Below are 26,461 nucleotides of genomic sequence, written 5' to 3' on the forward strand. Positions count from 1 at the left end.
CCGGGAAAGTATTTCGCAGTTAAAAATGACTATCAATAAAACAATTTCAATTTTAAGGTGAATTTTGAATGTTTTTAACGTCACAAATTGTACTTTGTTGCGTCTGTGCGCGTCGCCACAAGGCAGGGGGCAGGCGTGCGGATGGAGTGGAGCAGGCGCGCGGCAGGCCCGTGCTGCCGTCATCATGCGGGCGATAATCCCCGCTAACATTGCCGTGCCAGCCGTGAATCAAATCACGGATACATCCCTGCACATGCCAGCGTTTTATCCGTCCTAACGCCCATATGTCTTGTCGCGTCCGTCATTCAATTCCCTCCCATCCTATTCGTCCTGTCCCCCAATCCATCCCGGTCCCTGATCACGTTTTGCGAAAGCCATTTGCGCCCCGTTGCCAAAATCGGGGAACTGTGATTGAAACGTTTTCCGAATTTTTCCTGTATTTTGCCATCGCCACCCGCCTGGCCTCTGGATGATCCGTTTATGATCCCTTTTGTCGGTGAAGCTGCCGCCATGACGGCTGCCCTGTTCTGGGCAACTTCAAGCATGATTTTTTCCAATATTGGCGGCAAGGCGGGGGCGCAAAGTGTCAATCGCGGGCGACTTTTATGCTCCATCACCTGCCTGACCATCATCCACTGGATTGTCGAGGGGCAGCCCTGGCCCCACGCCACCACGCCAGAGCAAATCGGCTGGCTCACCCTGTCATCGGTGCTGGGGCTGGTGATTGGCGATGCCATGCTGTTTCAGGCATTCGTCATGCTGGGGGCGCGCCTGTCGATGCTGATGATGTCGTCTGTTCCCATCATGGGCACGGTGCTGGCCTGGTTCCTGTTTGACGAGGTGTTAACACCCACGCAAATGGCGGGCATCGCCCTGGGTGTTGGCGGTATCCTTACCGTGATCATGATGCGCAAGGGCCGCCCGGCCAATCTGGAAGGCCGAAATTATCTGATTGGGGTGCTGTTTGGTCTGGGCGGTGCTGTGGGCCAGGTATCCAACCTGATCACGGCAAAATATGCCCTGATTGGCGGTTATTCCGCACTTTCGGCCACCTGGATACGTACCCTTGTTGCCGTGCTGATCATGTGGGGGATTGCCGCATTAACCGGGCGTGTCCGGCGCACGATCGTATCGTGCACTGCGCCCAATGTGCGCGGCTGGCTGATGCTGGGTGCCTTTATCGGCCCGGCAATGGGGGTTTGGCTGTCCATGCTGGCGGTGCAAAATGCCAATGTCGGTATTGCCAGCACCCTTATGGCAACGCCGCCGGTTTTGCTGATTGTCTATGAAGGTGTGGTTTTGCGCCGCCCGGTTGGCCTTCAGGCCATTATCGGCACCTGCATGGCCTTTGGCGGGGTGGCCTTGCTGTTTTTGTTTTAACGCTCTTGCCCCAAAAAAAGAACAGCCATACTGCAAAGTACGGCTGTCAGTTAAATGCAGAATATGGAACATAATTTCTGCGGGACACGAGCAAATACCTGAGCGGGGGATAAGGACAGGGAAGTCACATCCCGGTCAGGTGAAAACAGCATATGGGCCGTATAAGGGCGTGTCACCCAAAGTATTGGTTTTGTTTGAATTTGTCAGAATTGTGATCGTCATGCCGGGCAGCCCAGGCCGGAATGACACCTGTTTTTCCCGATTTGGGCGAAGTTTGATTGAAACCAGCGCCATCCTCTGTGAGATTGAAGCATCAGGGGCGGGCAGGGCATTGGCAAATCGCCGTCCAGCGGCTAGGGTGCAGCCCGCCACATAACAGGAAAGGAACCCCGGATGACGCGTGTTACCGTCTCGATCGAAGATGATTTGATGTCGGCTTTCGACGAATTTCTCGACGGGCGCGGCTATACCAACCGGTCCGAAGGGTTCCGCGATCTGATCCGCGAAAAGCTGCAGCAGGAACAGCTTGCCGAAGACCCCAATGGCAGTGGCATTGCCGTTCTGAATTATGTTTATGATCACGAAGAACGCATGCTGGCCAGCCGTCTGATGTCCGCCCAGCACGAACATCATGACCTGACCGTTTCAACGGTGCATTTCCATATCGATCACGATACCTGCCTGGAAATCGTCACCCTGAAAGGCAAGCTTAGCGACATTCGCAAATTCGCCGACCAGATTTTGGCACAGCCCGGTGTTCGTCACGGGCAGCTTTACACCGTGCCCGGTGAATTGCATGTCGAAAGCCACCATCACGGCGATGGTCACGGCCATGCCCATCGTCACGAACATCTGAAAATCACCACCTGATCCCTGCTTAATCCCAATCCAGTCCAGCCCAACCCAACCCAACCCAATCCCTGCGCGTTTTGGCCCAATAAACTCATTTTCCGTTCCCCATCTGGCTGTTGCCTGGTGGGGTATTGGATTCCCGCATTGTTTTGCAGGCAGGGAACCTTCTTTGCTGCCCCGAATTTCGGTTTGATGTTCCCATACGCCCCGCCTGCCTTCCGGCTTTTGGGGCGCGAAATGGCGGCCAAAGCACCGGATTGCTTCATTCTTTTTCAAGGGCCGCTAACCTGCGCTGTATTCTTTTTGTTCCGTCCTTGCAAAATTGGCGTGCGGCAATGAGAACAAACTTGCAACATCTAAAAATATATGAGAGTGTTCGCGCTATGTTCTCAACGCCTCTGTGTCGAGGATCAGGGATTGCTCCCTTTCTTCCGTGCAGGGTACCCAGCGGTGGCGTTCCGCATTTAGGTCCGGGGAACCGCCTGCGTTGCATCTGACCCGGCCCTGTGGAATAAGAGAGTTCGAGCAATGATTCAAACCGCGCTGCATTTGGTGGATAAGGATACAATGGACAAGCAAAAGGCACTCGAAGCCGCCCTTGGACAGATCGAACGGGCATTTGGCAAAGGTTCGATCATGAAACTTGGCCAGCGCGAAAATGCCGTTGATGTTTCTGCAATTTCGACCGGTTCGCTGGGTCTTGATATTGCACTGGGCATTGGCGGTCTGCCGCGCGGCCGTATTATTGAAATTTACGGTCCGGAAAGCTCGGGTAAAACGACTCTCGCCCTGCATACCATCGCGGAAGCCCAGAAAGCTGGCGGGACCTGCGCCTTTGTCGATGCCGAACACGCGCTTGACCCGTCCTATGCCCGTAAGCTGGGTGTCAATATCGACGATCTTCTGATCTCGCAGCCCGATGCGGGCGAACAGGCCCTTGAAATTGCCGATACGCTGGTGCGTTCCGGCGCGATTGACGTTCTGGTCGTTGACTCGGTTGCTGCCCTGGTGCCGCGCGCCGAACTTGAAGGCGAAATGGGCGACACCCATGTCGGTCTTCAGGCCCGTCTGATGAGCCAGGCTTTGCGCAAGCTGACCAGCTCGGTCTCGCGCTCCAACTGCATGGTCATTTTCATCAACCAGATCCGTATGAAAATCGGCGTCATGTTTGGCAGCCCGGAAACCACCACTGGTGGTAACGCGCTTAAATTCTATGCTTCTGTCCGTCTTGATATTCGCCGTATCGGCCAGATCAAGGATCGTGACGAAGTCGTTGGTAACCAGACCCGTGTCAAGGTCGTCAAAAACAAGATGGCCCCGCCGTTCAAACAGGTCGAATTCGACATCATGTATGGCGAAGGCGTCTCCAAGATGGGTGAAATCCTTGATCTTGGTGTGAAGGCCGGTGTTGTTGAAAAATCGGGTTCGTGGTTCTCGTATAATTCCACCCGTGTCGGGCAGGGGCGTGAAAATGCCAAAACCTTCCTGCGCGAAAACCCGGAAATGACCAACGAAATCGAACGCGCCATTCGCGAAAGTGCCGGCCTGATCGCCGAAGGCATGACGAATATGAACGAAGAAGACTACAGCAACGACGATTGATCCATCCAGTCGTTGTCGATAGCAAAGGCGGGCGCTCAGGCGTCCGCCTTTTTGCATTTTCAGGATGTTTCCTGCCGCCCAATTGATTAGCCCGCCCGTCCTTCCATGCAGGCATTGCCCGCTATCGGATTTTATTGCGACGTTGCCTGTTTTCAAGGGGGGCAATCTGCCGCATTCCCGGCAACCCTTGCGCGGCACACCTGCTTAACGGCAGGCTCCCGCTCGCACTGCTCACCAATCAGGGCGCGCAAGGCTCGGCTGTTGCCTTCCGGGTGCGAACCACGCCGCGCAATCCGTCGCCGATCTATTCGATCCGCGCCAGGCACACGCCATCCGCTGCATCGTCACGCAGGTTGGCACGGATGCGATGTTATACGGCGTGATCTGATGGGGTTTGGCAGTTTGGCTGTTTGGCATGGTATCGCGCCCTTTGGCCTGTGGCGCGTCGTACCCTGCCATATTCACGGGCCAGTACGGTGGGGAAGGCGCGGCGATTTTATCCCCAGAAAGGGGAGGTAAGGTGCATGCGTAATTCAGGGCAGCGTATTTGTTATTTTCGGGGGATTGCCGCTTATTCAATAATCGCGCAGGCAAGGCGGTCGCCAGCAGCACCCGAGGGCTGGGACATATAATCATCGGCACCGGCATGAATGACAATGGCTTTGCCGCGCACGCCGTTGGTTTTGTCATCCAGCATCACATTGGTATCGATCACCTGGGTAAACAGTTTGCCCTCGTCATTGACATACTGGTTGGGCATGTCACCGGCATGGGGGCCGTCTTTGGTCAGAAAACCGTGGCTTTTATGGGTGGGGTTAAAATGGCCGCCAGCGGTTTTGAAATTGCTGGCAGTATCGCATTTGCCATTTTCATGAATGTGAAACGCCACCCACTGGCTGGACGGAAGGCCGCTGACCTCGGCCTTGATAACAACGCCACCATCCGTTTCGGTCAAATCGGCGGTGCCGATATTGGTGCCATCGCTATTGTGAAAGGTGGCGGTGGCAGATGTTTCGGCAAAGGCCGGAAATGCAACAAGTGAAACAGCGCCAGCAAACAGCGCTATCAAGGGCACGATTATGGCTCGCATCGGTGTTCTCCTTATTGATTTGTTAACTTAATGAACTGTGCACGCCGATATTTGTTCCCATCGGGTTGTGATTGTTTTTTTGCAGGGCAATACCCGCTGCGGTTTTGCTCCTTCGCGCATAAAAAATCCCCGGCCCGCAAATCGCGGGGCCGGGGACGTGCCAGTCCTTGCCGGGTTCGGGGTCAGGCGACAAGGGCAGGCATATGAGAACGCATTTTGGCCAGATGGGCGGTATCAAGGGGCAGTTGCAAAACAGTGCGCCCGTCATCCTGGCGGGCAATACGCGCGCTCAGGGTTTCGGACAATCCATGGACCGAAAGTTCAACCATATCGCCAGCTTTGGCGGGGATGGCGGGGCTGACAATCATATGCGCACAGGAAATTTCCGATGTCTGGCCCTGCCACGCGGTGCCATTGGCCCGTGCATTTACTGCAAGCTCGACCTGGCGCTGCTCAAAGGTGTCGTCATCAATGTCGCAATTCTGCATCGCACCAAGGAAAATCTCGACTTCCCGGCTCAGCACCGATGCATCGCTGGCGGCCAGATTGGCCGCAGTGTGAACATCACCGGCATTGGTTTTCACATCGTCGATCCGGCCCTGAATACCCGTAACATTGCTGGCAACCCGGCGTGCGCTATCCGATACAAAGCCAACACTGCGCGAAATTTCCTGGGTCGTGGCGTTCTGTTCTTCAACCGCACCCACAATAGCGGTGACATAATCATCGATGCTGTCAATCACACTGGCGACATTGCTGATCGCCTCGCGGGAATTTTCGGCAACCTGCTGGATGCTGGCAATCCTGCTGGAAATTTCTTCGGTTGCTTTGGCTGTCTGGTTGGCAAGGGATTTGACCTCGCCCGCCACCACAGCAAAACCTTTGCCGGCATCCCCGGCCCGTGCGGCCTCGATGGTGGCATTCAGGGCCAAAAGGTTTGTCTGTTCGGCAATGCTGGTAATCAGTTCAACCACCTGGCCAATTTCATCGGCAACAGCCTGCAGGTTGCGCATTTCGCTGCGTGAAATATCCGAATATTGCACGGCATTTTCCGAAATTTGCGAAAACCGGCTGATCTGGGATGAAATCTCGCCAATTGCAGCAACCATTTCCTCGGTGGCGGCACTCAGGGCTTCGGCATTGCCCGATGATTCCTCGGCTTCGGTTGCCACCGATGATGCCAGTTCGCTGGTCACACCCGAATTGGTGTTTACCTGGCTGGCCCGTTCAATGGTTTCTTCCGAACTGGCGCGGATTTTACCAAATACCGCCCCAATCGTTGACCCGAACACACCTACCAGATGATGGCGTTCTGCTTGACGTTTTTTCTGCTTTTCCTCGATCTGCTTTTGTTTGGCTTCCAGGTCGCGTGCGCGGATCATGTTTTTCTGGAAAACCACCATCGCATCGGAAATCTGGCTGACTTCATCCCTGAAACGGGTGTTGGGCACCGGCGTATCAAGTTTGCCATCGGCAAGTTCGCTCAGGGCCTGTGTCAAACGATGCATGGGCTTGGTAATGCTGCGGCCCAACAGCCAGGACAAAACAACACCGGCCAGGGTGGCAACGCTTGATAAAATGGCAATGGTGACCTTGCCGCTTTGTTCGTCGGCCAGTGCGGTCTCCATCGATGTGCGGGTGAACAGGGAAACTTCTTTCAGCAGGTTTTCAATTTCGGTATTCAGGGCGCGCTGTTCGGCCTCGGTATTGATCACATCCTGAACGAATTTACTGGAAGTGTTTTTACCAAGTGCGGCGCGATCAAAAATCGATGCAACATGGGCCTCGTAGGTCAGGTGTTCTTTTTCGATCCGGTCCAGTGCGATGCCGACTTTGATAAATTCCTCACGGGTATGATCGGACAGCGACTTGCTTAAAAAACGGTCCACCATTTCGCGGGCCTGATGCAATTCGTCATCGGTTTTGGCAGCGATCTGCTCGAATTTCTGGCGTACAGTGTCCATTGTGACTGTTTCACTATGGGCCGATACATTGCCAATCCGCAGCGCCTTTTCCATCAGGATCGCCTGTTCAAGCTGATGCATGGTGATTTTTTCAAGCAGGGAATTTAACGGCAGGTCGCGATGGGCAACTTCTTCAAGTTCATGGCCGATCAGCGTCATTTTATAAACGCCGGTTCCCCCAAGGATGCCGGTCAGAATCACAAGAAACCCCACCAGCCCATAAAGCCGGCTCGAAATACCCAGTTTCCAAAACCACGTAAACATTGCCTGTTTCCTCCCGGCACCCCTTGCGCCTCTGACGGGTCGTTTCACCTGATTGCTGAAGTAACATCTAGACGTAAGGATAGGTCGCGCGCCCGTTTACCGGCATCCTCAAATGGGGAGGCTTGTTTGGATTGAAAAACCGGCAGATTTCTGCGGTTTTTTGGCAGTTGGTGGGCTGGCGCGGGGCTGGATTGGGCTGGACAGGGGCTGAAGCGGGCTGAGAGCGCTAACAAGCCGCCGTATTGGTACCATCAAACCGGCTGGGTGCCAGAAGTGCCCGCACCTATCCCCTGTGGTGCCGGGGGATGCCGGGCAGGGCATGTGCACGGGTCATGGATTTATGAAACGGTGATGGGCGCTGCGATGCGGTAGCAGCCTGCCATTCCTTCATTCCACCATTCCACACACGAAAAAAAAAGACCGACCTGACGGGGGAGTGTCAGGTCGGTCACTTCTTGCTGCTCGCTCGGTCTTATGCTGTTTTCCGATAGGGGCGCTATCCCCTGTATCCCGGGGTATTTTACCCGCCATCCTATCGAAAATTGCTTCTTTCCGGGCTGGGGGACTGGTCTAATCCCCGTTGCCCGGTCTTCTGTCTGGTTGCAATCAGGCGTTAAAGCCAAATTGCGGTCTGTTGCGGTCCTGTGCCACGGCGGTCTGCGCAGAATACTGGCTGGCCTGTGCCGTCTGGGTAATCTGTGTCTGAACGGTTTGCTCGTCGCCTTTGGGGTTGGCTGCCGCAAGGGTTTCATCCTTTTGCGGGCCAAAAAGTTCGGTGATGCGGGCATCAAGCGATTTCAGGCCATCATCCAGGCGCTGTTCGGTATCGTTGATGCTGGCACTTACCGTTTCATTCAGGGCGCCCAGCCCTTCAAGAATGTCGCGTGCCTGGTCAATGCCCTTGGCAATCCCGCGCGAGGCATCGGCAAGGATCTGCCGTGCTTCATCGCCGTTTTCCGCCCGTGCCGAAATAAGGTTCGATACCTGCGACAGGATACGGTCGGCAACGGCTTCGGGTGTGTAATCGTCAGGGTTCACCCCCTGGATCGACAGGCCCGAGCTTGCCAGATTTTCATTGATGGCAGAAACGATCTGATCCGTGCTGAGTGCCTGCACAGAGCTACCCGAAAGCGAGATTTTGGTGGCATCACCAAAAACATCTTTCGTCGAGTCCCTGCCAATCAGTGACCCGCTATTGCCCGATGAATCATTGCCGCCCGGCAGGTATGCCTGCGCGGAACGTGTTGAAATCCGGGTATCCTGAACAGTCTGGCCGCCTACAAGGAGGTCCATTTCCCTACTCCTGCGATCCTTCGCGGGAACGTTACGTTAATTTTCAACTAACAAGCATGGCATATTTTTGCGAAAAAATCCAGCCTGCAGTTAACCATTGGGTTGAAGGGGCGTCCTGCCTGTTCGTGTGCAACCATCCATCCTGTGGTTTTTTGCAACCCTGCCTGCGCAGATGGGGACGATTGCAGGCAAATTCCAGCCCCAATGCCCCCCAGGCCCGGTGTTTTTGTGCCATTTCGCAAAGTTTTGCCTGCTTTTGGCAATTTTGTTGCGGGGCGTTGATGTGTTTGGGCGGTTTGCGGCGGTTATTCGCGTGATTTGGCAATGATAAGTGCGATGGGGGATTGCACCTTGGGCCAAGCCCGATTATTGAACAGTGTTTAAACCATTTTACCCGGTCAGGACGTGTCGAAACTCTCCACGGTTTGACCTGACCAGATGCAGGAGCAGTTTGACAGTGGCAAACCATTCAGTGGCAAACTATCAGGAAAGCGCCCAGTCGTTTGAAAAACGCTGGCAGGAATACTGGCGGGAAAACGATACCTATCGCACCCCCAATCCTGGTGATGCGGATTTTGATCCGTCCAAAAAGAAAAGCGTGATCCTGGACATGTTCCCGTACCCCAGCGGGGTGGGGCTGCATATTGGTCACCCGCTTGGCTATATCGCGACCGATGTCAAGGCACGCTACAAACGCATGAGCGGCTTTAACGTGCTGCATTCGATGGGTTTTGATGCCTTTGGCCTGCCCGCCGAACAGTTTGCCATCCAAACCGGCCAGCATCCGCGCATCACCACCGAAGCCAATATCGACAATATGCTGCGCCAGTTTGAAGTCATTGGCCTGGGTCATGACCCGCACCGTCGTTTTGCCTCGACCGACCCGGAATATTATAAATGGACGCAGTGGATCTTCCTGCAACTGTTTAACAGCTTCTATGACCCGCTGATGGAATGGACCGGCCCGGATGGCAATGTTGTCATCGGTCGTGCCCGCCCGATTGCCGAACTGCGCCCGCTGCTCGAAGCTGGTGAATGGCTGCTCGATGAAGATGGCGTTGCCCAGCCTGCCAGCACCCTTGGCGATGGCGTTAAGGCCGAAGGCGATGTCATTGGTGCGGCGATTGACCGTGCCCGTCTGGCCTATGTCGACGAAGTGCCGGTCAACTGGTGCCCGATGCTGGGCACGGTGTTGTCAAACGAGGAAGTCACCAACGAAGGCAAGTCCGAACGGGGTGACTACCCGGTTTATAAACGCCCGCTCAAACAGTGGATGCTGCGCATTACCGATTATGCCGACCGTCTGGTGTCTGACCTTGCCGGTCTGAACTGGCCGAACGGCGTTGTTGAAATGCAAAAAAGCTGGATCGGTCGTTCGGTTGGCGCGCGGGTGAATTTCCCGGTTGCCACCACGTCGGGCGTGGACAGCAAAATTGCCGTATACACCACCCGCCCGGATACCATTTTTGGCGCAACCTATATGGTGCTGGCCCCGGAACATCCGTTGGTCGATGCCCTGGTTGCCGACTATGCCAAGGCCGCCGTTGCTGCCTATCGCCAGCAGGCCGCCGAGGTAAAGGCCGTTTCGGCCAAGGATGATGCCGAACGCGAAAAAACCGGTGTGTTTATTGGTGCCTATGCCACCAACCCGGTCACGGGCGAACAAATCCCGGTCTGGATTGCCGATTATGTCCTGATGGGTTATGGCACTGGTGCCATCATGGCGGTTCCGTCGGGCGACCAGCGCGACTTTGAATTTGCCCAAAAGTTTGATTTGCCGATCAAGGCAACCACCCGTCCGACCGAAAACTGGCTGAAGGATAATGCCCCGGCCGAATTTGCCGGTCTGGAAGGCGATGCGCTGCTGGCGAAATATGTCGAAGCCCCGGCAGCCTTTGCTGCGGCCTATACCGATGCTGGCGAAAACATCAATTCCGCCAATGACAGCATTTCGCTGAACGGCCTTGCCACGCCCGATGCCAAAACCCGCATGATCGCCTGGATGGAAGAACGCGGCATTGGCCGGGGCCGTACGCAGTATAAACTGCGCGACTGGCTGTTCTCGCGCCAGCGTTACTGGGGCGAGCCGTTCCCGGTACTGTTCGACATCGAAACCGGCCAGGTGCATGGCGTTGCCGAAACCTGCCTGCCGGTTCTGCTGCCCGAAATGACCGATTTCAAACCGCAGTCAAACGAAGACCCGAATTCCGAACCCGAACCGCCGCTGGCACGCGCCAAGGAATGGATGGAAGTTGCCGGTATCGTTCTCGATGATGGCTCGGTCATGCCGGTTGATGCCAAGGCTGGCGAAACCTTTGTTCATAACGGCGTTGAATATGCGGTGCGTGCGTTCAAGCGCGATGCCAATTCCATGCCGAACTGGGCCGGGTCGTGCTGGTATTTCCTGCGTTATTTCGATGCGCATAATGACGATGCCTTTGTCGCACCCGAAGCCGCCGATTACTGGTCCAAAACCCTTGATGACAATGGCAAGCCGCTGGCCGGTGCCGTTGATCTTTATGTCGGTGGGGCGGAACATGCGGTGCTGCATTTGCTCTATTCGCGTTTCTGGCACAAGGTGCTGTTCGATCTGGGCCATGTCCAGACACCCGAACCGTTCCAGCAGCTGTTTAACCAGGGCATGATCACGGCAGACGCCTATACCGATGCCCGCGGCGTTTATGTTGATATTCACGATGTTGAAATGCGTGATGTTGATGGCAAAAAACGCCCGTTTAATGCCAAAACCGACGAAGCCCTGATCACGGTGCCGGGCAAAATGGGTAAACGTTATAAAAACGGTATCCCGCCCGAGGAAATTTGCGATCAATATACGATCGATACGTTCCGCGCCTATGAAATGTATATGGGCCCGCTCGACAGTTCCAAACCCTGGCAGTCCGATGCCATTGTCGGCATGCTGCGCTTTTTGGGCAACGTCTGGAAATTGGCAACCCAGGCGGAACGCACCGATGTCATGGATGCGAAAATCGATAGTCTGGTTCACAAGACCATCGAAAAGGTCGGCGGCGATATCGACAATCTGCGCCTCAATACCGCGCTGGCAGCCTTGATCGAACTGACCAACGCACTGGGCAAGCAGAATGCCGTGCATGAAGACCATATCCGTGCGCTTTACCTGATGGTTTCGCCCTTTGCCCCTCATCTGGGTGAAGAACTTGCCAGCACCCTGGCCCCGGATGAATTCGCCAGCCGCAAATCAGTCATCAAGTTTGACTGGCCGGCCTTTGACCCGGAAAAGGCCAAAGACGACGAATTTGAAGTACCTGTCCAGGTAAATGGTAAAAAACGCGGTGCCATCATGGTGGCCGCCGATGCCGACCAGGCCACTGTCGAAGCCCTTGCCAAAGCCGAAGAAAATGTGGCCCGCCACATTGAAGGCAAGGAAATCGTCAAGCTGATCTATGTCGCAAAGCCGACCCCGAAACTGGTCAATATTGTCGTTAAGGGCTAAGCCCGCTTCAGGCTTTTGAAAATGGCGCGTTCCGGTTTAATCCCCGAAACGCGCCATTTTTGTTGGTGCCAATAATCGCCTGGGCTGCCCGTCAACCGGCCTGCGGGCCGGGCCGGGCTTATTCGATTGTGGGGGTGGTGATGGGCGGCACAACCTTGTTGGCCTGGGCGCGCTGAATGGCGCATTCACGGGCAAAAAAATCCACCAACGCCCGAACAGATGGCAAAAGCCCGCGCCGGGATGGAAAAACAGCATGAACAATGCCAGCTGTTGGTCGCCAGTTGGGCAAAACATGTGTTAACCGCCCGGCACGCACATCATCCCATATAAAAATGGTGGGAAGCTGTACCACACCGGCACCGGCTATGGCTCCTGCGCGCAAAACTGCCATGTCGTCGGTTATCATGCGCGGGTAATGCGGCACGGTCGCCACCTGGGCATCTGCATGGTGCAGTTCCCAGGAATGCTCGCGGTTGGGGCGTTGCAGGTCCAGGCTGGGCAACTGGTGAAGATCGGCGGGGGAATCCACCTTTACGCTGTTTGCCAGTTGGGGGGCTGCGACAAGGCACTGGGTGCTTTCATCAAGCCAGCGCATTACCAGGTCCGATGATTCAAGCGGCGGGAAACGCACCCTTACTGCCAGATCAAATCCCTCGGCAATAACGTCAACACGCCGGTTGGTGCTTTCCAGATGCACCTGGACTGATGGGTTTTCCATCATGAAACGGGCAACAAGGTCGCCAAACTGAAACGACAGCAAGGCTGGCGGGCAACTGATGCGCACCAGCCCACGCGGTTCGGCGCGGGCTTCGGCAATGATCTGTTCGGCGGCTTCTGCCTCGACCAGCATGGCGACACAGCGGTCATAAAACTCCCGGCCAATTTCGGTTACCGAAAAACGGCGTGATGACCGGTTGATCAGGCGAATACCCAGCCGCTCCTCAAGATGAAGCATACGACGGCTTAGTTTCGATTTCTGAATACCCAGCGCCCGCCCGGCCGCCGAAAAGCCACCATGCTCGACAACTGCGGTAAAATAATAAAGGTCATTAAGGTCCTGCATCGTCCTGTTAATAGGATGATGTGTTGCTTTTGGCAATCTTTTTACATCATTGTCCTGATGTTATGTCATCGGTTAACGGAATTGGATATCGCATCCAATCAACAGATACCGGAGGACGATCATGGCAAAAAAGGTTTTGGGTCGTTATGGCAACGAACGGCAACACTGGGTTGGCGACGGTTTTCCGGTGCGTTCGCTGTTTTCCTACAATGTGCTTGGTGCCCATATCAGCCCCTTTCTGCTGCTTGATTATGCTGGCCCCCATAATTTTGAACCAACATCGACACGGTGTGGCGTTGGTGAACATCCCCATCGCGGCTTTGAAACGGTTACCATCGTTTATGATGGCGAGGTTGAACACCGTGATTCCGCCGGGAATGGCGGCGTGATCGGGCCGGGGGATGTGCAATGGATGACCGCCGCTGGTGGCATCATTCACGAGGAATACCATTCCCCCGGATTTGCCAAAACCGGCGGGCCGTTTCGCATGGTTCAGCTTTGGGTCAATCTGCCTGCACGCGATAAAATGGCGCCAGGTGCCTATCAGGGCATTTTGAAGGACGATATCCCCGAGGTCTCATTGGATATGGGGGCGGGCAATGTTCGCATCATTGCGGGTAATTATGCCAGCATCAAGGGACCGGCCAAAACCTTTACCCCGATCAATGTATGGGATGCGACCCTGCGTGCCGATGCCGACTGGTTTGCCGAATTGCCGGTGGGCCATACCGCAATGATCGTGGTTCTGACTGGCCATCTGACCATTGAAAAGTCCCATCAGGCGGGCGAGGCCGAAATGGTCCTGCTGGATCGCAAAGGCGGCGAAGTTGCCATTCATGCCGATGGAGATTCCCGGTTTTTGATCCTGACCGGTGAACCGATTGACGAACCCATCGTCGGTTACGGTCCCTTTGTCATGAATAGTGACGCCGAAATCCGCCAGGCGGTCGAAGATTTCAACGCCGGGCGTTTCGTTCACGCCGCAAGCTGATCGATGTCATCGGGGCCTGTTTGCAGGCCCTGTCTGGGGCGGGGTGCGCTGGCCCCGTCCTGGTTTTAACGGGCATGTCCCGACCAGCGCACATACCCCATCGACCCATTCACCGAACAACACTTTCAACCAAATCATCCAACCAAGGGGAATATCTGAAATGGCAAGTGAAGAAATTCGCAATCCTTTGACCGACGATCTGCTGACGCCGAAAAACGCGGCTTTCATCATTATCGATTATCAACCCATTCAGGTTTCATCGATCCGTTCGATGCCGCGCGATGAACTGGTTTTCAACATCGTCAGCACCTCGCGGGCTGCCGTGCATAACGGGCTGCCGGTTATTCATTCGACCGTCAATGTCGAAACCGGCCGCAACAAACCACCCATTGCCGAACTGCAGGAAGTTCTGGGCCATCTTCCCACCTATGACCGCACCTCGATCAATAGCTGGGAAGACACCGAATTTAAAAAGGCGGTCAAGGCAACCGGGCGCAAAAAGCTGATCATGACCGCCCTTTGGACCGAAGCCTGCCTTACCTTCCCGGCACTGGATGCCATTCGCGAAGGGTTTGACGTTTATGTGCCGGTTGACGCAGTTGGCGGCACATCGGTTGCTGCCCACGAAGCAGCCCTGCGTCGGATGGAACAGGCCGGGGTGAAGCTGATCAGCCGGGTGCAGATGTATTGTGAATTGCAACGCGACTGGGCCCGCGAAGAAACCGTTCCGGGCTTCATGGAAGTGTTTGAAAGCGCGGATGGCTTTAACCCGGAAAAAGCCAACGAAGCCGCCAACGCATAAGCAAGCCTGACGGCTAAGCATTTTGACGGGCAGGTGGTGGCAATTATCGGTCATCACCTGCCCGGTTAAGGGGAAATGATATGAGCGAACTGTTTATTGTTGTCGGATTGCAGGCCAAAGCGGGCAAGGAAGATATCCTGCGCCAGGATCTGGCTGCTGTGGTTGAACCATCCCGCAAGGAAGATGGCAGCATTCGATACGACCTGTTTGAAGATCGCGATCATCCGGGTGTTTTTGTGTTTGTCGAGCAATGGGCATCGGAAGAAGCCCGGAACCGCCACCATGAACATGGCCCGCATATTCAAAAATTTCATGCCGGTGGCATCGAAAATGTCGAAAAAACCCTGTTTGCCCACATGCTCAAACGCGTGGTCTAACACAGGGGAAATTCCTGCATCCTGGAACCCATACTGATCAGTCCCGGCTGGTTTTGGCCCGCGATCAGGGAAATGGCGCGTTTCCGGCATTTTTGCCGGGCGCGCCATTTTTGTTTTTGTCATGCGTTTCATGCACATATCGGTTTCGCGATTAAAGGTCTTCTAATACGGGGCAATATGGCATAAGACGTTTGCTGCAGCGCAATATTCCCCGGTCCGCCGTTCTGGCGCGCCGTTACTATTCTAGATATGTGATTTCCATATTTGAAAAAGCGGCCCGGTGGGCGCTTCATCACATATCGCAACCCCGGAGAATTCATGACACCGTCTGGCAGTGCCTTGCGTTTTGTCCTGTTTGTCAATGGTTTGCTTTTGGTGGTGCTGGCCTGCGCCATGGTTGTGCCGATGATGGTCGATCTTGGCCTTGCCAATGCGGATTGGTGGGCTTTTGCCGGGTCGGCAGGGGTATGTTCCTTTGTCGGGGCGTCCCTGGCCTTGTCCTGCCGTGGGCTTTCAGATCGGTTAAATGCCCGCGCGGGATATTTGTTGACGGTTTCGGCCTGGGTGCTGGTCAGCCTGTTTGGCGCTTTGCCGCTTTATTTCTCCAGCCTGGGTCTTAGCTTTACCGACGCCTATTTTGAAACCATGTCCGCGCTGACCACAACGGGATCAACGGTTTTAAGTGGCCTTGACGATATGGCGCCGGGGCTTTTGTTGTGGCGTTCGCTGATGCAGTGGATTGGCGGGGTGGGCATTGTCGTGATGGCGATGATGCTGCTTCCCATGTTGCGTGTGGGTGGCATGCAGCTTTTCCGCACGGAATCATCGGATATTTCCGGCAAACCGGTCGCGCGTGTTGTGCATATGGCGGCCCTGACGGTTGCGGTTTATGTAGGGCTTTCTGCGCTGTGTGCCATCGGTTATGACCTTGCCGGTATGAGCAGCTTTGATGCCATCAACCACGCCATGGCCACCATTGCCACCGGGGGTTATTCCACCAAGGATGCCTCGATGGGGTATTTTGATTCCGTCGGCATCGAGGTGGTGGGAATTGTCTTTATGGCCGCGGGTGCCCTGCCGCTTATTTTTTATGCGCATCTGTTTACCAAGGGCAGCCGGGCCTTTTTTCAGGAACGCCAGGTTTTTGTTTTTCTGTGCGTGCTGGTAACCGCCATCATTTTGATGACGGCCTGGAATGTGAATAACAACCATATGCCGCTTTGGCATGCCTTGCGTGTTTCGGCCTTTAACGTGACCTCGGTTCTGACCGATACCGGCTTTGCCACCAGCGATTTTGGTGCCTGGGGCAGCTTCGCCATTGGCCTGATGTTTATGTTAATGCTGATCGGCGGCTGTGCGGGCTCAACCGCGGGCGGCATCAAGATTTTCCGCTGGCAAATTCTCGGTGCTGGCCTTGTGCGCCAGTTACGCCAGATGGTACGCCCCAATCAGATTTTGCTGACCCGCTATGCCGGGCGTTCGGTGGATGAACCGACCATTCTGGGCGTTCGCAATTTCTTTTTCATCTATATGATGACGCTTCTGATCCTTTCGGTCGCCATCATGGCCACCGGGCCGGATTTCCTCTCGGCGATTACGCTGGTCGCACAGGGCATGGCCAATGCCGGGCCTGGTTTGGGTGTGCTTGGCGGTCCGTCCGGCAATTTCGAGGCCCTGTCCGATCCCACCAAATGGATCCTTATTCTGGCAATGCTGCTGGGCCGGTTGGAACTGATGACCGTCTATGTCCTTTTCATCGCGGAATATTGGCGCGATTGACCGGAAATTGGCGGGCTATATTCAGTGCTTCATTGACGCTGTATTTCACGGTGATTAGAAGTACAGCGTCATTTTTGATTATCGGAAAGTCAGCTTTATGAGCCACAGACGCAAGGTTTCGGTTATTGGATTGGGCTATGTCGGTTTGCCGGTGGCTGTGGCGTTCGGGGCGCAGGGCGCGCAAACCATTGCGTTTGACATCAATAAAAACCGCATTTCCCAGTTGCGTGACGGGCATGATGCGACGGGCGAAGTTGATGCACCGGAACTTGCCGCTGCCAACCTGTTGCTGACCGATGATGCGGCCGACCTTGCCAAGGCTGATTTCCATATCGTTACGGTGCCCACACCGATCGATCAGGCCAATCTGCCGGATCTGTCGCCATTGCGTTCGGCATCAAAAACGGTGGGTGCGATCTTGAAAAAGGGCGATATCGTTGTTTATGAAAGCACAGTTTACCCTGGTGCGACCGAAGATGTCTGCCTGCCGATCCTTGAAGCCCAATCCGGGCTGAAGGCAGGCATCGATTTCACGGTGGGGTATTCCCCGGAACGCATCAATCCCGGTGATCGCGAACACCGCTTTACCACGATTACCAAGGTTGTTTCAGGGCAGACACCCGAAACCCTTGAAATTGTGGCCGCTGTTTACGGTAGCGTGGTGACGGCCGGTATTCACAAGGCGCCAACAATCAAGGCAGCCGAAGCCGCCAAGGTGATTGAAAATACCCAGCGCGACCTTAACATCGCGCTGATGAACGAACTTTCGCTGATTTTTGATCGTGCCGGCATTGATACCAGCGACGTTCTGGCCGCAGCAGGCACCAAATGGAACTTCCTGCGCTTTACCCCTGGTCTGGTTGGCGGGCATTGCATTGGTGTTGATCCCTATTACCTGACGCACAAGGCAGAAGAACTGGGTTATTACCCGCAGGTTATTCTCGCAGGTCGCCGCATCAATGATGGCATGGGCGAAGTCGTTGCCAACAAGGTGATCCGTGCGATCATGCGTAAAGGCGGGGTGAATAACCCGACCGTAACGGTGCTTGGCCTGACCTTTAAGGAAAATGTGCCCGATATCCGCAATACCCGCGTGATCGATATCATCGAAGAACTGCGTGATGCCGGTATTACCGTTCAGGTTCATGACCCGAAAGCCGATGCCGCCGAAGTGGCCCATGAATTTGATGGTTTGCAACTTGTCGCAACACAGGATCTGAAACCTGCTGACGCGGTCGTGATGGCTGTTGCCCATCAGGATTATGTCAAGGGTGGCTGGGATATGATCACGGGGCTTCTGGCTGGTGGAAAAGGCTTTGTTGCCGATGTCCGTGCCATGCTGCCGCGTGATGAACGCCCGGATGATATCGAACTTTGGCGTCTGTAAGCTTGTGCTAGGACTGTTGGTCAAACAGCTCGTTTAACGCACGCTCAAATATTTCGGGATGAAAGGCCGCCGTGAAGGTTTCATGGGCGGCCTTTGCCATTTTTGCCCGCGCAGCAGGGTTTTCCTGCATTTTTAAAATCAGTGTCGCAAGTTCGTTCGCGTCTGTTGCATCGCGCAGGATATATCCGCTTTTCTGATCTTTAACCACATCGCCCAGCGTGCCGGCATTGCTGCAAATAATGGGCACGCCATGCGCCATCGCCTCTAGCACCACAAGCGGCTGGGCTTCATTGGCATAGCGGCTGGGAAAAACAAACAGATCGCAGTTTTCAAACAAAGCTGCCTTTTCATTGGCACCTACCGCCCCGTGATAGGTGCTGTTTTGCAAAAGGCCCGCCTGTGCCAGCATGGTTTTTAAATCCACCTTGCCAATGTCTGCTTCTGCCCCGGCGATATCAAGGTGAAGTTCAGGCAGGCTTTGTTTCACCAGTCCTGCGGCGGTAATGGCGGTATCAACCCCTTTGCTGCGGATCAGGTTGGATAGATAAAGAATACGAAACGGGCGGGTTGTTTGATCGGGGTTATCCAATTTGGCAGGCTTTTCCTGTACATCGACGCAATTGCCGATAATGGCAACGTTACAATCCAATCCCGCAACCTCGGCATTCAACGCCTTTCCCAGAATGATCGCCGTCTGGTTTTTAAAAACCCGTTTTTGAATCCGCTTTGCCAGCCAGGACCGATCGCGCAGGGCTTTAAGGCCACGGCCATGCAGGTGAAAAATGACTGGTAGGCGAAGTGCGCGCAGGATCAGCGCATAAAGGCTGTCACGCCAAAAGGCCGGGCCGCTAGGGGCAAAGCTGAAATAAACCTGGTCGGGCCGATCCATGATGACCTGCCGTAACAGGGTAAAAGCATAGAATGCCGCGCGACCATATTTCAGCAGACTGGACTGGCCAATACTGGCGATGCTGCTTGAAAATCGAAGGGGTAACAGGCTCACACGATGGCGTTTTGCCATAATATGCACCGCCCGTTCATTCATCGCAGCAGCACCATGCAGGGGCGGCGGTAAATGCACGAGGGCAAGGATATGTTTTTGGCCTATCGGGCGTGTTGCTGTGCACGCCATATCATGATGCCAATACGCACATGCCGCACGAAACCAGTGGCGCATATCATAGGCTCGGGACCAGACCGGCGGCTTTAACTTGGCACGATAGCGGTTGCGAACCATCAATGCGGTTTGATGATAGGTTTTCGGCGAAAGGCGGGAATATTGCCGATCATGCCCTGTGTGACGGCGGATAAGCCCGGCTTCGTAAAAAATGAAGGATTGATGTGGTGATTGCGCCAGAACGCGCAGATAAAAATCAAGATCAATGCAGCATTCAAGACCCCCATCATACCCGCCAGCTTCGCGCCAAAGGTCTTTATGAAACGCCAGTGCGGAATGATGAAACGGATTACCGCGATAAAGCCTGCTTGCCGGAATGATGCGGGGTTTGCGCAGTTGATCATCTGGTGCTGTATTTGGACCCAGGGCATCACAAAACACCAGATTTTCGGGATAGCGCGCCAGCAAGTCGCGCATTGCGGGCAGGCGCGCAGGCAGGCTTTGGTCATCCACATCCTGAATGGCGATCAGTGGAGTTGGCGCATGGGAAATTGCCAGGTTAAGGGCGGCCGCCCGGCCGATTTTACCCGGATTAAGCACCGTAATACGGTGATCCGCGCTGAATGACGTCGGGAGCATGAGGGCAGGAACCGAGCCGTCATCAACAATCACGGCATGATCATCCGGCCCCAGAATATCGGTCAGATTGGCAAAATAATTCGCCCAGTGAGCCTGCCCATTACGGATTGTGGTGATGATGGTGATGCCGTTGCCGTTGCCGTTGCCGTTGCTGCCGTTACAGATTGCACCGGATGATGCCATCCCGCCGATATTTTCTATGTGCATCATCTATCCCCCCGTCGCCAGCACATGGTCATGGTGGCGCAACATCCGGTTTCGGGGGCATAGGGAAGCTGGCAAAACAGGACCTGAACCCTGCCAAGGGCTGAAAAATGATGCGATGGGGTAAGGTGTAACGTTGTGTCGGCATTAACCTGCAACCCCTGTTGCGGGAAAATAATGCAGGTTTCCGATTGCCGCTCTGCCACCAGATTTTGCGGGATGAACAGGCGAAACAGGCGGGCTGTTAAGCCGGTATTGTCGGTATGATCGGTATCATCAGGCTGGTTGAACGCAAATATCTGGTCCGTGAAGGTAATTTCAAATGGTGAAAACCGGATTTCTCGCTGGCCAGCATATCTGCCGATCTCAAAGGGCATCAAAAATATATCGCCCCGATACGTCGCTGAAGATGGTGTTGCGCAACGCAGCACCCCTTTAGGGGCAGGCAAAAGGATCGGCAGGGGAAGGCTGCGGCTGTTATAGAGGCTGATAAAATCCTGCTCGCCCCCGCAAGGGGGCAGGATGATGTCGCCTTGGGCGGAGGTAACAACCGGCATTGGTGCGACATCATAGGGGCTTTTCCCCGCCAGGGTCATTTGCGCGCAATAGGTTTCACCGCGAGTGATGCGAAAGATTTTAGGCGCTGGTATTGGCGCGATTGGTTTTGATGTTTGCGGTAATGTCGCGGCTTTTCGTTCCGGTAGCTGCCCGGCACGCATCAGGAAAAATCCCGCAAAGGCCAGATAGTCATAATGGCGGTTATAACTGTACCAGCCGGGTTTTCTGCGTGCATTGGCCTCATCGGAGGCATCATCGGATGGATCGGCAAGAAGGTTAAGCGGCAGGTTTTGATGCGCAAGCAGGCTTTGTTCGATCTGATCAAGCAGCTTTTCCGCAGGCCGATCAAAACCGGCATGAAGCAGGGCGTAAATGGCACTGACGATGCCAAAACTTTGTCCGGCCCCGCGACCAATCAGGTTGGCATGGCCGCTTTGGCGCGTAATGTCATTAATCAGCTTTGCGGCATCCAGCCCGGCCTGTTGGCAGGCGGGTTGCTGGCTGAATGTCAGAAGGGCGGCACAAAAGGCATGATATTGGGCGGAAAAACATCCCGGTCGATCCAGAAATGCCGCGCCATCGCGAAATTTCCCGTCGATAAAGCGCCATAAAACCTTTGCCGCAAGGCGCGATATTACCCCGCCCTTTTCCAAACACACCATGCGCAGGATCAGCCAGTTTCCCACCCGCGCGTTTTGCCAGGGTTTGCGACGCAAAATTTCGCGGCGCTGGTTTGCGCGAAATGCCATTGTTTGCGACAGGGCAAATTCAATAAATTCGCGGTGATATTTATTGCCATCATCCTGTTTGCGCAGGGCGTGAATGGCTTGCGTTATCGCCGTTTGATATTTGCCGGGGTCAAGGCCATGCCACAGGGCAATGGCAAAGGCGGCGGCATAAAAGCCATGCTGGGGAAAATCGCCGTTTTTCGTTTGCGCATCGGCAAGCATATCGGCCAGCAAGGCGGCCAGCCGATTGGCCCGGTTTCGCGGGGACGGGGCGGTATCATTGGCGGGCGTGGTCAGTGAAACCGGCATGTCACCTCCAGCACAAGGCTATGACCAGCCGGTATGATGTTCAGGGGAACAGCCTGAATTTCCGGGGCGTGGCGGCCCCATTTTTCGCGTAGCCGCCAAAACAGGGCCTTGCCACCGGGCAGGTGCCAGATGGTACGGGCAAGGGCATTGGGGCATGACAGCGTGAAAAACCGGTTGGCCCAGCGCAGCCAGATATTATCAATAGGGGCGTGGGGCAGAAGCCTTGCATGAATGATCCAGTGATCATCGCGGTCGCGCAGATACATAAAGGGGCTGAACCGCCCGGCACCATCGGCATGATCCAGCGTCACCGTGATGCGATGGGACCCTGCTTGCAAGGTAACGTTGCGCACCGGATGCAGGCGGTATTTATCGCTGTTGGTATGGCGAATGCATTTGCCCGCAATGATGCCGTGATCAATTGATGATTTATCAAAAACCAGCCTGATAACGGCATCCTGAAGGGGGCTGGCAACCCTTGCTGTAAACCGCGCCCGAATGCGCAGGGACTGATCATCGGGGTCAAATGCCGTTTGATAATCCAGATGCCAAATTCCCTGGCGGAACTGGTAATCCTGCCCGGTTTGGGTGATATCGCGGCTGTTATCATCAAGCGTTAAAAACGAATGGCGATCCGATGCCTCAAACCCCCAGGGGCCAAATGTAATCGGGCCATATTGCCCGGAAATCAGCCGGTTTTGATCAATCTGAACCTTTAAGTCCGGCATGATGATTTCCCCCGCAATGGGCCAAATCGCGCTGCCAGATAAAGGATACTTGCCAGAACCACCAGTTTCACATTCATCGCCACCATGATGCCAATTGCACTGTCGCACATCGCAATCAGGGCGGCACCGGCAACAATTATAATGCCCGCGATGCACATCGTGCCCAAATGCCCCGAACGTTCCTGAAGCAGCAGGATCTGCCGGATAACAAGGGCAAGCAACAGCGGCCAGAACGAAGCGATACGCACAAGGCCCACTTCATTGTTATGGCTGTGCCCAAAAAGCAGTTCCAGCGCAATTTGCGGCGCTGCCAGCAACACCAATGCCATGCCGATGGCCGGTAATATCAGCCAGAAATCCCACCTTCCCACATGCCGGTTTTGCGCAAATAACACCCCGGAAATGGCCGATATCATGGCAGCGGCAAGCAATAACAGGCGATGCACCAGCAACAGGGCATCCTGCTGCGCCTGCGGTAATGAAGCAGGCAGCAGGGCCATATCGATATTGGGCAGCAGGCCCGCCAGCAAGGTAAAGGCGACCAGTTGTGGCCAGATTTTGACGGGTAATGAACCTGCTGGTTTTGGATGGGGAACCGTTGCTGGGGCCGGGGCGGCAGCGCTTGATTTGGCAAAAGCAACCCAAAAGGATGCCACACAGCTTGCCGCACTAATGGCCGGTGCGGTGGCATAAAGCCATGAAGGGCCGCTGGCAAGCTTTGTGGCATAAAGCGCAACGCCAAGACCGGCAAGCTGCCCAAAGGCCCCAACAAACAGGATTTTGTTAAATTGCAACCGGGCGGAAACCAGCCAGTCGGGCGAGATGGCAGCCGCAAATGGCATGATCAGAACAGGCCAGGCGATGGGCGGAAGTTGGGGCGCAATCCATGCGATGGCGATAAGCGCGACTGTCATCCTGATGGCGACAATAAAGCTGATCGATCGCCATTGCCGATATTGCGCAAGGCGCACCAGAAGCGGCCCGCAACCGGCCTGGGTAAGGCTGACGGCAACCGAAATACTGACAAGGGCAGCAAAATAACGCGCAAGAAGATCGGGGCTGAAACCGTGCCCAAGAACAAGCAGAATGATGAACCCGCCCGCGCGGTTAAGAATGTTACTGGCAATCATCCATAGGGGCGCGTGGCGGTTGATATGCTTTGGCGCGGGTTTCGTTTGTGGCGGCTTGACCGGCGGGTTTTCGGGGCTGGGCCGAAAAAGGCTCGTGCTTTTATCCATGACGGGTCAAAACCTCGTCATAGGCGTTATTCACCCTGTTGCCATAGCCTTCGGCCAGTTGGCGGGCAATTGTGTTGCGCGCGTTGGTGCCCAGTGTCTGGCGCAGGGTTGCATCATGCACCAGCCTTGTTATGGCATCGGCCAGCGCATCGGCATTGCGCGGCGGAATAATGATGCCGTTTTTACCATCCTCAATCGGGCTTCCGGCATCAAAACTCGTGATCACGGGCAGGGAGGCTGCCATTGCCTCCTGCACGGCAAGGCTGGAACCTTCGGAAAGGCTGGGGAAAACAAAAATATCGGCCTTTTGCAGGGCTGATGGAACATCACGCGCAGGAATCGCCCCTTGCCAGTCAACGCCATCGGGCAGCCTGGCCATTAAACCCGCCGCACATTGGCGCACCCGGCCAATCAGCGTCAGGGTGACTGACGCATTGTGGCGGCTGCGCAGCATCTGAAAGGCGCGCAACAACACCGCAATCCCCTTCGCGAGCGAGATTTGACCGATAAAAAGCAAACGAAGCGGACGGGAAGGCAATGCCAGCATGGGCATCGGGCGATCAAGCACCAGGCATTGCTGGGCAAGTGGCGCATCAAACGGGATGATGTGAATACGCTCTTCCGCCACCCCGCAGGTGATCAATCCGTTTGCTACAGTGGCAGAGGGGGCAAAAACGGCATCGGCAAAGCAGGCTTCTTTGATGCGTCGGTTGGCAAGGAAGGCGGATATTTCCCGCCATTTTTGCCCATATTGCTGATATTCCGCGCCTAATTGCATGGCGCGGATGGGGGCCAGCTGGCCCGTGACGTCGCTGATCGTGATAATATTTTGTTTGTGCGCCCGTTTCATGGCCGGAAGGCTGTAATTGCCCTGCCCATGCAATATCCGCACATTGTGCGGCATGTTGCGCGCGGCAAGCCAGGATAGCGGCAAATCCGATGCCAGATTATGGGCTGGCAGGCGCAGCATCCTTGCCGATTTTCCCAAAATATCAGGGGTCAGATGGCGGCCCTTTATGCCCGTCAAAACAGGGTCCACCCGGCGGGCCGGGCGGGCAAACAGCGATTGCAGGTTACGGTGCGTGGTGGTTGCAGGGGCGGGTGCTTGGGCGTCCGGGGTGCAATGCCGCCAAAAACTGTCCCAGCGGGCAAGGCGGCCCTGTCGGGCAAGATGGGCGGCCAGAAGGGCAAACTGGTCAACCCGGCCAATCATCCAGATATCGGGGTTCATGCACGCCAAAACCCGTATTGGGGCTGAAAAGGCAGGTTTTCCCGACTTGCGTAAAAAAGGCTCCCCCTGCGCACCCCTGATATCCCCCGTTTCAGGTTTCCCGGCTGGCAAAACCATATCCGACAAGTCATGGTTGTGGCAAAGCAAACCCGCAGGCGATGGACGTGGTCGATGTTAACTGTGATGCCAGTTTCTAAGCGCGCATCAACAGCACCTTTTGGCAGGCTACCAGCGTTTGACGAGCAATATTTTCAGGGGCATTGCCTGTAATCGCAGCCGTCTGGCGGGCAAGGTGATGCGCATAATAATCCGGTGTGCTTAGCAATTTTGTCGCGGCATTCACCCAGGCATCATACCCATACCCGGCGGGGGACGATGGCAGTGGCAGCATGGTTTCACCGGGAACCAGCATATCATGCGCACACCCGGTTTGATCCGATGCAAGGCTGACAGTCTGGCAGGAAATGGCATCAACCACCGCAACGCCATAGGCATCACTGCGCGATGGCAGGCAAAACAGCTTTGCACGGCCATAAATCGGCGCAAGCTGATCGGCAGGTACAGCAGGTATCAGCGTTGTGATTTCGCCAATGCCGGCCTGATTGATTTTTGCCTGCACGGTTTTAAAATCCGCCGGGCCTATCCCGGCGATGGCGATGCTTTTTACCACACCGCTTTGCCAAAGTTTGGCCGCCAGGATCAGGAAAAGATCAAACCCCTTGGCATCGGTCGGGCGACCACACGACAACAGGTCATGGGGGCGGCTGGTGCTAGCAGGCAGGTTGTTGGGCGGGCGAAAAGACGGCGCAATGGGGATGATGCTAACCTGATTGGCCGCAATGCCATGGTCAATAAACCAGTCCGCACCCGGTGTGCCCGCCGCGATGCCCGCATGGGCATGGGCCAGAATATCGCGGCGCATTTTACGGCGGATGGGGTTTTTAAAGGCAATATCGGATGCCGCCCAGCCATCAAAACGCACGATATAGGGGATATTCCGCGCCCGGCACCATTTATGGGCCAGCCACATGGCCGGGCCAAAACCGGCAATCAGCACAATATCAGGTGCAAAATGCGCAAGATGGGATGCAGGCGAACGGGTCAAAGCAAGGCTGCGATTTTCACCAAGCGGGATATGAAACCCCGGCAGGATGATTTGCGAAAAACGCCCGGAAGGGTCCGACCAGCTACGTTGTGGTTCGGTTTTATGGGTGCGGAAAATACGAAAAGCGCCGCCAGTATCCTCAACCATTTTTGCAAGTAATTGATGGGATGAATACCTGTAAGGCGGGATCAGATTGCTGATGAGTGCAATTTTCACGCTTAACTTTCAATATTAAGATGTTTTTTTGTTAACTTATGCCATCCTTGGGTTTCGTTTAATAGCAAA

At 55.1% G+C, this 26,461-nt stretch carries 19 protein-coding genes; 9 read left to right on the top strand and 10 right to left on the bottom strand.

The annotated features are described in order from the left end of the window. Positions 1–480 precede the first annotated feature (480 nt). From CSC3H3_RS04375 to recA, 3 genes are all read left to right on the top strand, one after another. Positions 481–1,380: a DMT family transporter gene (locus CSC3H3_RS04375; protein ID WP_101263956.1), complete on the top strand. Its 900-nt coding sequence runs from the start codon at positions 481–483 to the stop codon at positions 1,378–1,380. 393 nt (positions 1,381–1,773) lie between these two features. Continuing rightward, positions 1,774–2,250, top strand: coding sequence for a nickel-responsive transcriptional regulator NikR (gene nikR / locus CSC3H3_RS04380; protein ID WP_101263957.1), 477 nt, complete (start codon positions 1,774–1,776; stop codon positions 2,248–2,250). A gap of 510 nt (positions 2,251–2,760) precedes the next feature. Next, a complete protein-coding gene (gene recA, locus CSC3H3_RS04385; protein WP_101263958.1) occupies positions 2,761–3,834 on the top strand; it encodes a recombinase RecA in 1,074 nt (357 codons plus the stop codon). Between the two features lie 571 nt (positions 3,835–4,405). On the opposite strand, the gene CSC3H3_RS04390 is transcribed toward recA, so the two are convergent. The 3 genes from CSC3H3_RS04390 to CSC3H3_RS04400 form a co-directional block, all read right to left on the bottom strand. After that, the gene (locus tag CSC3H3_RS04390) at positions 4,406–4,924 is read right to left on the bottom strand and encodes a superoxide dismutase family protein (RefSeq protein ID WP_101263959.1); all 519 of its coding nucleotides are present in this window, start codon (positions 4,922–4,924) and stop codon (positions 4,406–4,408) included. A gap of 182 nt (positions 4,925–5,106) precedes the next feature. Further along, complete coding sequence (locus CSC3H3_RS04395; protein ID WP_101283953.1) at positions 5,107–7,152, bottom strand: methyl-accepting chemotaxis protein; 2,046 nt, start codon at positions 7,150–7,152, stop codon at positions 5,107–5,109. Positions 7,153–7,758: 606 nt separating this feature from the next. Next, the gene (locus CSC3H3_RS04400; protein WP_101263961.1) at positions 7,759–8,445 is read right to left on the bottom strand and encodes a DUF5610 domain-containing protein; all 687 of its coding nucleotides are present in this window, start codon (positions 8,443–8,445) and stop codon (positions 7,759–7,761) included. 457 nt (positions 8,446–8,902) lie between these two features. Between CSC3H3_RS04400 and leuS the strand changes: the two genes are divergently transcribed. Further along, positions 8,903–11,920 carry a leucine--tRNA ligase gene (leuS, locus tag CSC3H3_RS04410; RefSeq protein ID WP_245881266.1) on the top strand — a complete coding sequence of 1,006 codons (3,018 nt, stop codon included), beginning with the start codon at positions 8,903–8,905 and terminating at the stop codon, positions 11,918–11,920. A gap of 118 nt (positions 11,921–12,038) precedes the next feature. Here leuS and CSC3H3_RS04415 read toward each other — a convergent pair whose 3' ends face one another. Further along, positions 12,039–12,983: a LysR substrate-binding domain-containing protein gene (locus tag CSC3H3_RS04415; protein ID WP_101283957.1), complete on the bottom strand. Its 945-nt coding sequence runs from the start codon at positions 12,981–12,983 to the stop codon at positions 12,039–12,041. Positions 12,984–13,104: 121 nt separating this feature from the next. On the opposite strand from CSC3H3_RS04415, the gene CSC3H3_RS04420 reads away from it, so the two are divergent. From CSC3H3_RS04420 to CSC3H3_RS04440, 5 genes are all read left to right on the top strand, one after another. Continuing rightward, on the top strand, positions 13,105–13,974 hold the full coding sequence (locus CSC3H3_RS04420) for a pirin family protein (protein ID WP_101283959.1): 870 nt from the start codon (positions 13,105–13,107) through the stop codon (positions 13,972–13,974). Between the two features lie 160 nt (positions 13,975–14,134). Further along, positions 14,135–14,776 carry a hydrolase gene (locus tag CSC3H3_RS04425; protein WP_101283961.1) on the top strand — a complete coding sequence of 214 codons (642 nt, stop codon included), beginning with the start codon at positions 14,135–14,137 and terminating at the stop codon, positions 14,774–14,776. 80 nt (positions 14,777–14,856) lie between these two features. After that, a complete protein-coding gene (locus CSC3H3_RS04430) occupies positions 14,857–15,153 on the top strand; it encodes a putative quinol monooxygenase (protein WP_101263966.1) in 297 nt (98 codons plus the stop codon). 318 nt (positions 15,154–15,471) lie between these two features. Further along, entirely contained in the window at positions 15,472–16,932 is a 1,461-nt protein-coding gene (locus CSC3H3_RS04435) for a TrkH family potassium uptake protein (protein WP_101263967.1), read from the top strand. Between the two features lie 97 nt (positions 16,933–17,029). Further along, positions 17,030–18,319, top strand: a complete 1,290-nt coding sequence (locus CSC3H3_RS04440; RefSeq protein ID WP_101283963.1) for a nucleotide sugar dehydrogenase — start codon at positions 17,030–17,032, stop codon at positions 18,317–18,319. A gap of 7 nt (positions 18,320–18,326) precedes the next feature. Here the strand turns inward: CSC3H3_RS04440 and CSC3H3_RS04445 are convergent, their stop codons facing one another. From CSC3H3_RS04445 to CSC3H3_RS04470, 6 genes are all read right to left on the bottom strand, one after another. After that, entirely contained in the window at positions 18,327–20,285 is a 1,959-nt protein-coding gene (locus CSC3H3_RS04445) for a glycosyltransferase (RefSeq protein WP_101283965.1), read from the bottom strand. After that, positions 20,282–21,874: a hypothetical protein gene (locus CSC3H3_RS04450; protein ID WP_101283967.1), complete on the bottom strand. Its 1,593-nt coding sequence runs from the start codon at positions 21,872–21,874 to the stop codon at positions 20,282–20,284. The genes CSC3H3_RS04445 and CSC3H3_RS04450 overlap by 4 nt, the downstream gene beginning before the upstream one ends. After that, complete coding sequence (locus CSC3H3_RS04455; protein ID WP_101283969.1) at positions 21,859–22,602, bottom strand: hypothetical protein; 744 nt, start codon at positions 22,600–22,602, stop codon at positions 21,859–21,861. Before CSC3H3_RS04455 ends, CSC3H3_RS04450 begins: the two co-directional genes overlap by 16 nt. Further along, positions 22,590–23,840, bottom strand: a complete 1,251-nt coding sequence (locus CSC3H3_RS04460; protein WP_101283971.1) for a polysaccharide biosynthesis protein — start codon at positions 23,838–23,840, stop codon at positions 22,590–22,592. The genes CSC3H3_RS04455 and CSC3H3_RS04460 overlap by 13 nt, the downstream gene beginning before the upstream one ends. Beyond that, positions 23,833–25,071 carry a glycosyltransferase family 4 protein gene (locus CSC3H3_RS04465; protein ID WP_101283973.1) on the bottom strand — a complete coding sequence of 413 codons (1,239 nt, stop codon included), beginning with the start codon at positions 25,069–25,071 and terminating at the stop codon, positions 23,833–23,835. The genes CSC3H3_RS04460 and CSC3H3_RS04465 overlap by 8 nt, the downstream gene beginning before the upstream one ends. Positions 25,072–25,264: 193 nt before the next feature. After that, the gene (locus CSC3H3_RS04470) at positions 25,265–26,392 is read right to left on the bottom strand and encodes a glycosyltransferase family 4 protein (protein WP_157831825.1); all 1,128 of its coding nucleotides are present in this window, start codon (positions 26,390–26,392) and stop codon (positions 25,265–25,267) included. Between the last annotated feature and the right edge of the window lie 69 nt (positions 26,393–26,461).

It is taken from the genome of Thalassospira marina, assembly GCF_002844375.1.
Classification (GTDB): domain Bacteria; phylum Pseudomonadota; class Alphaproteobacteria; order Rhodospirillales; family Thalassospiraceae; genus Thalassospira; species Thalassospira marina.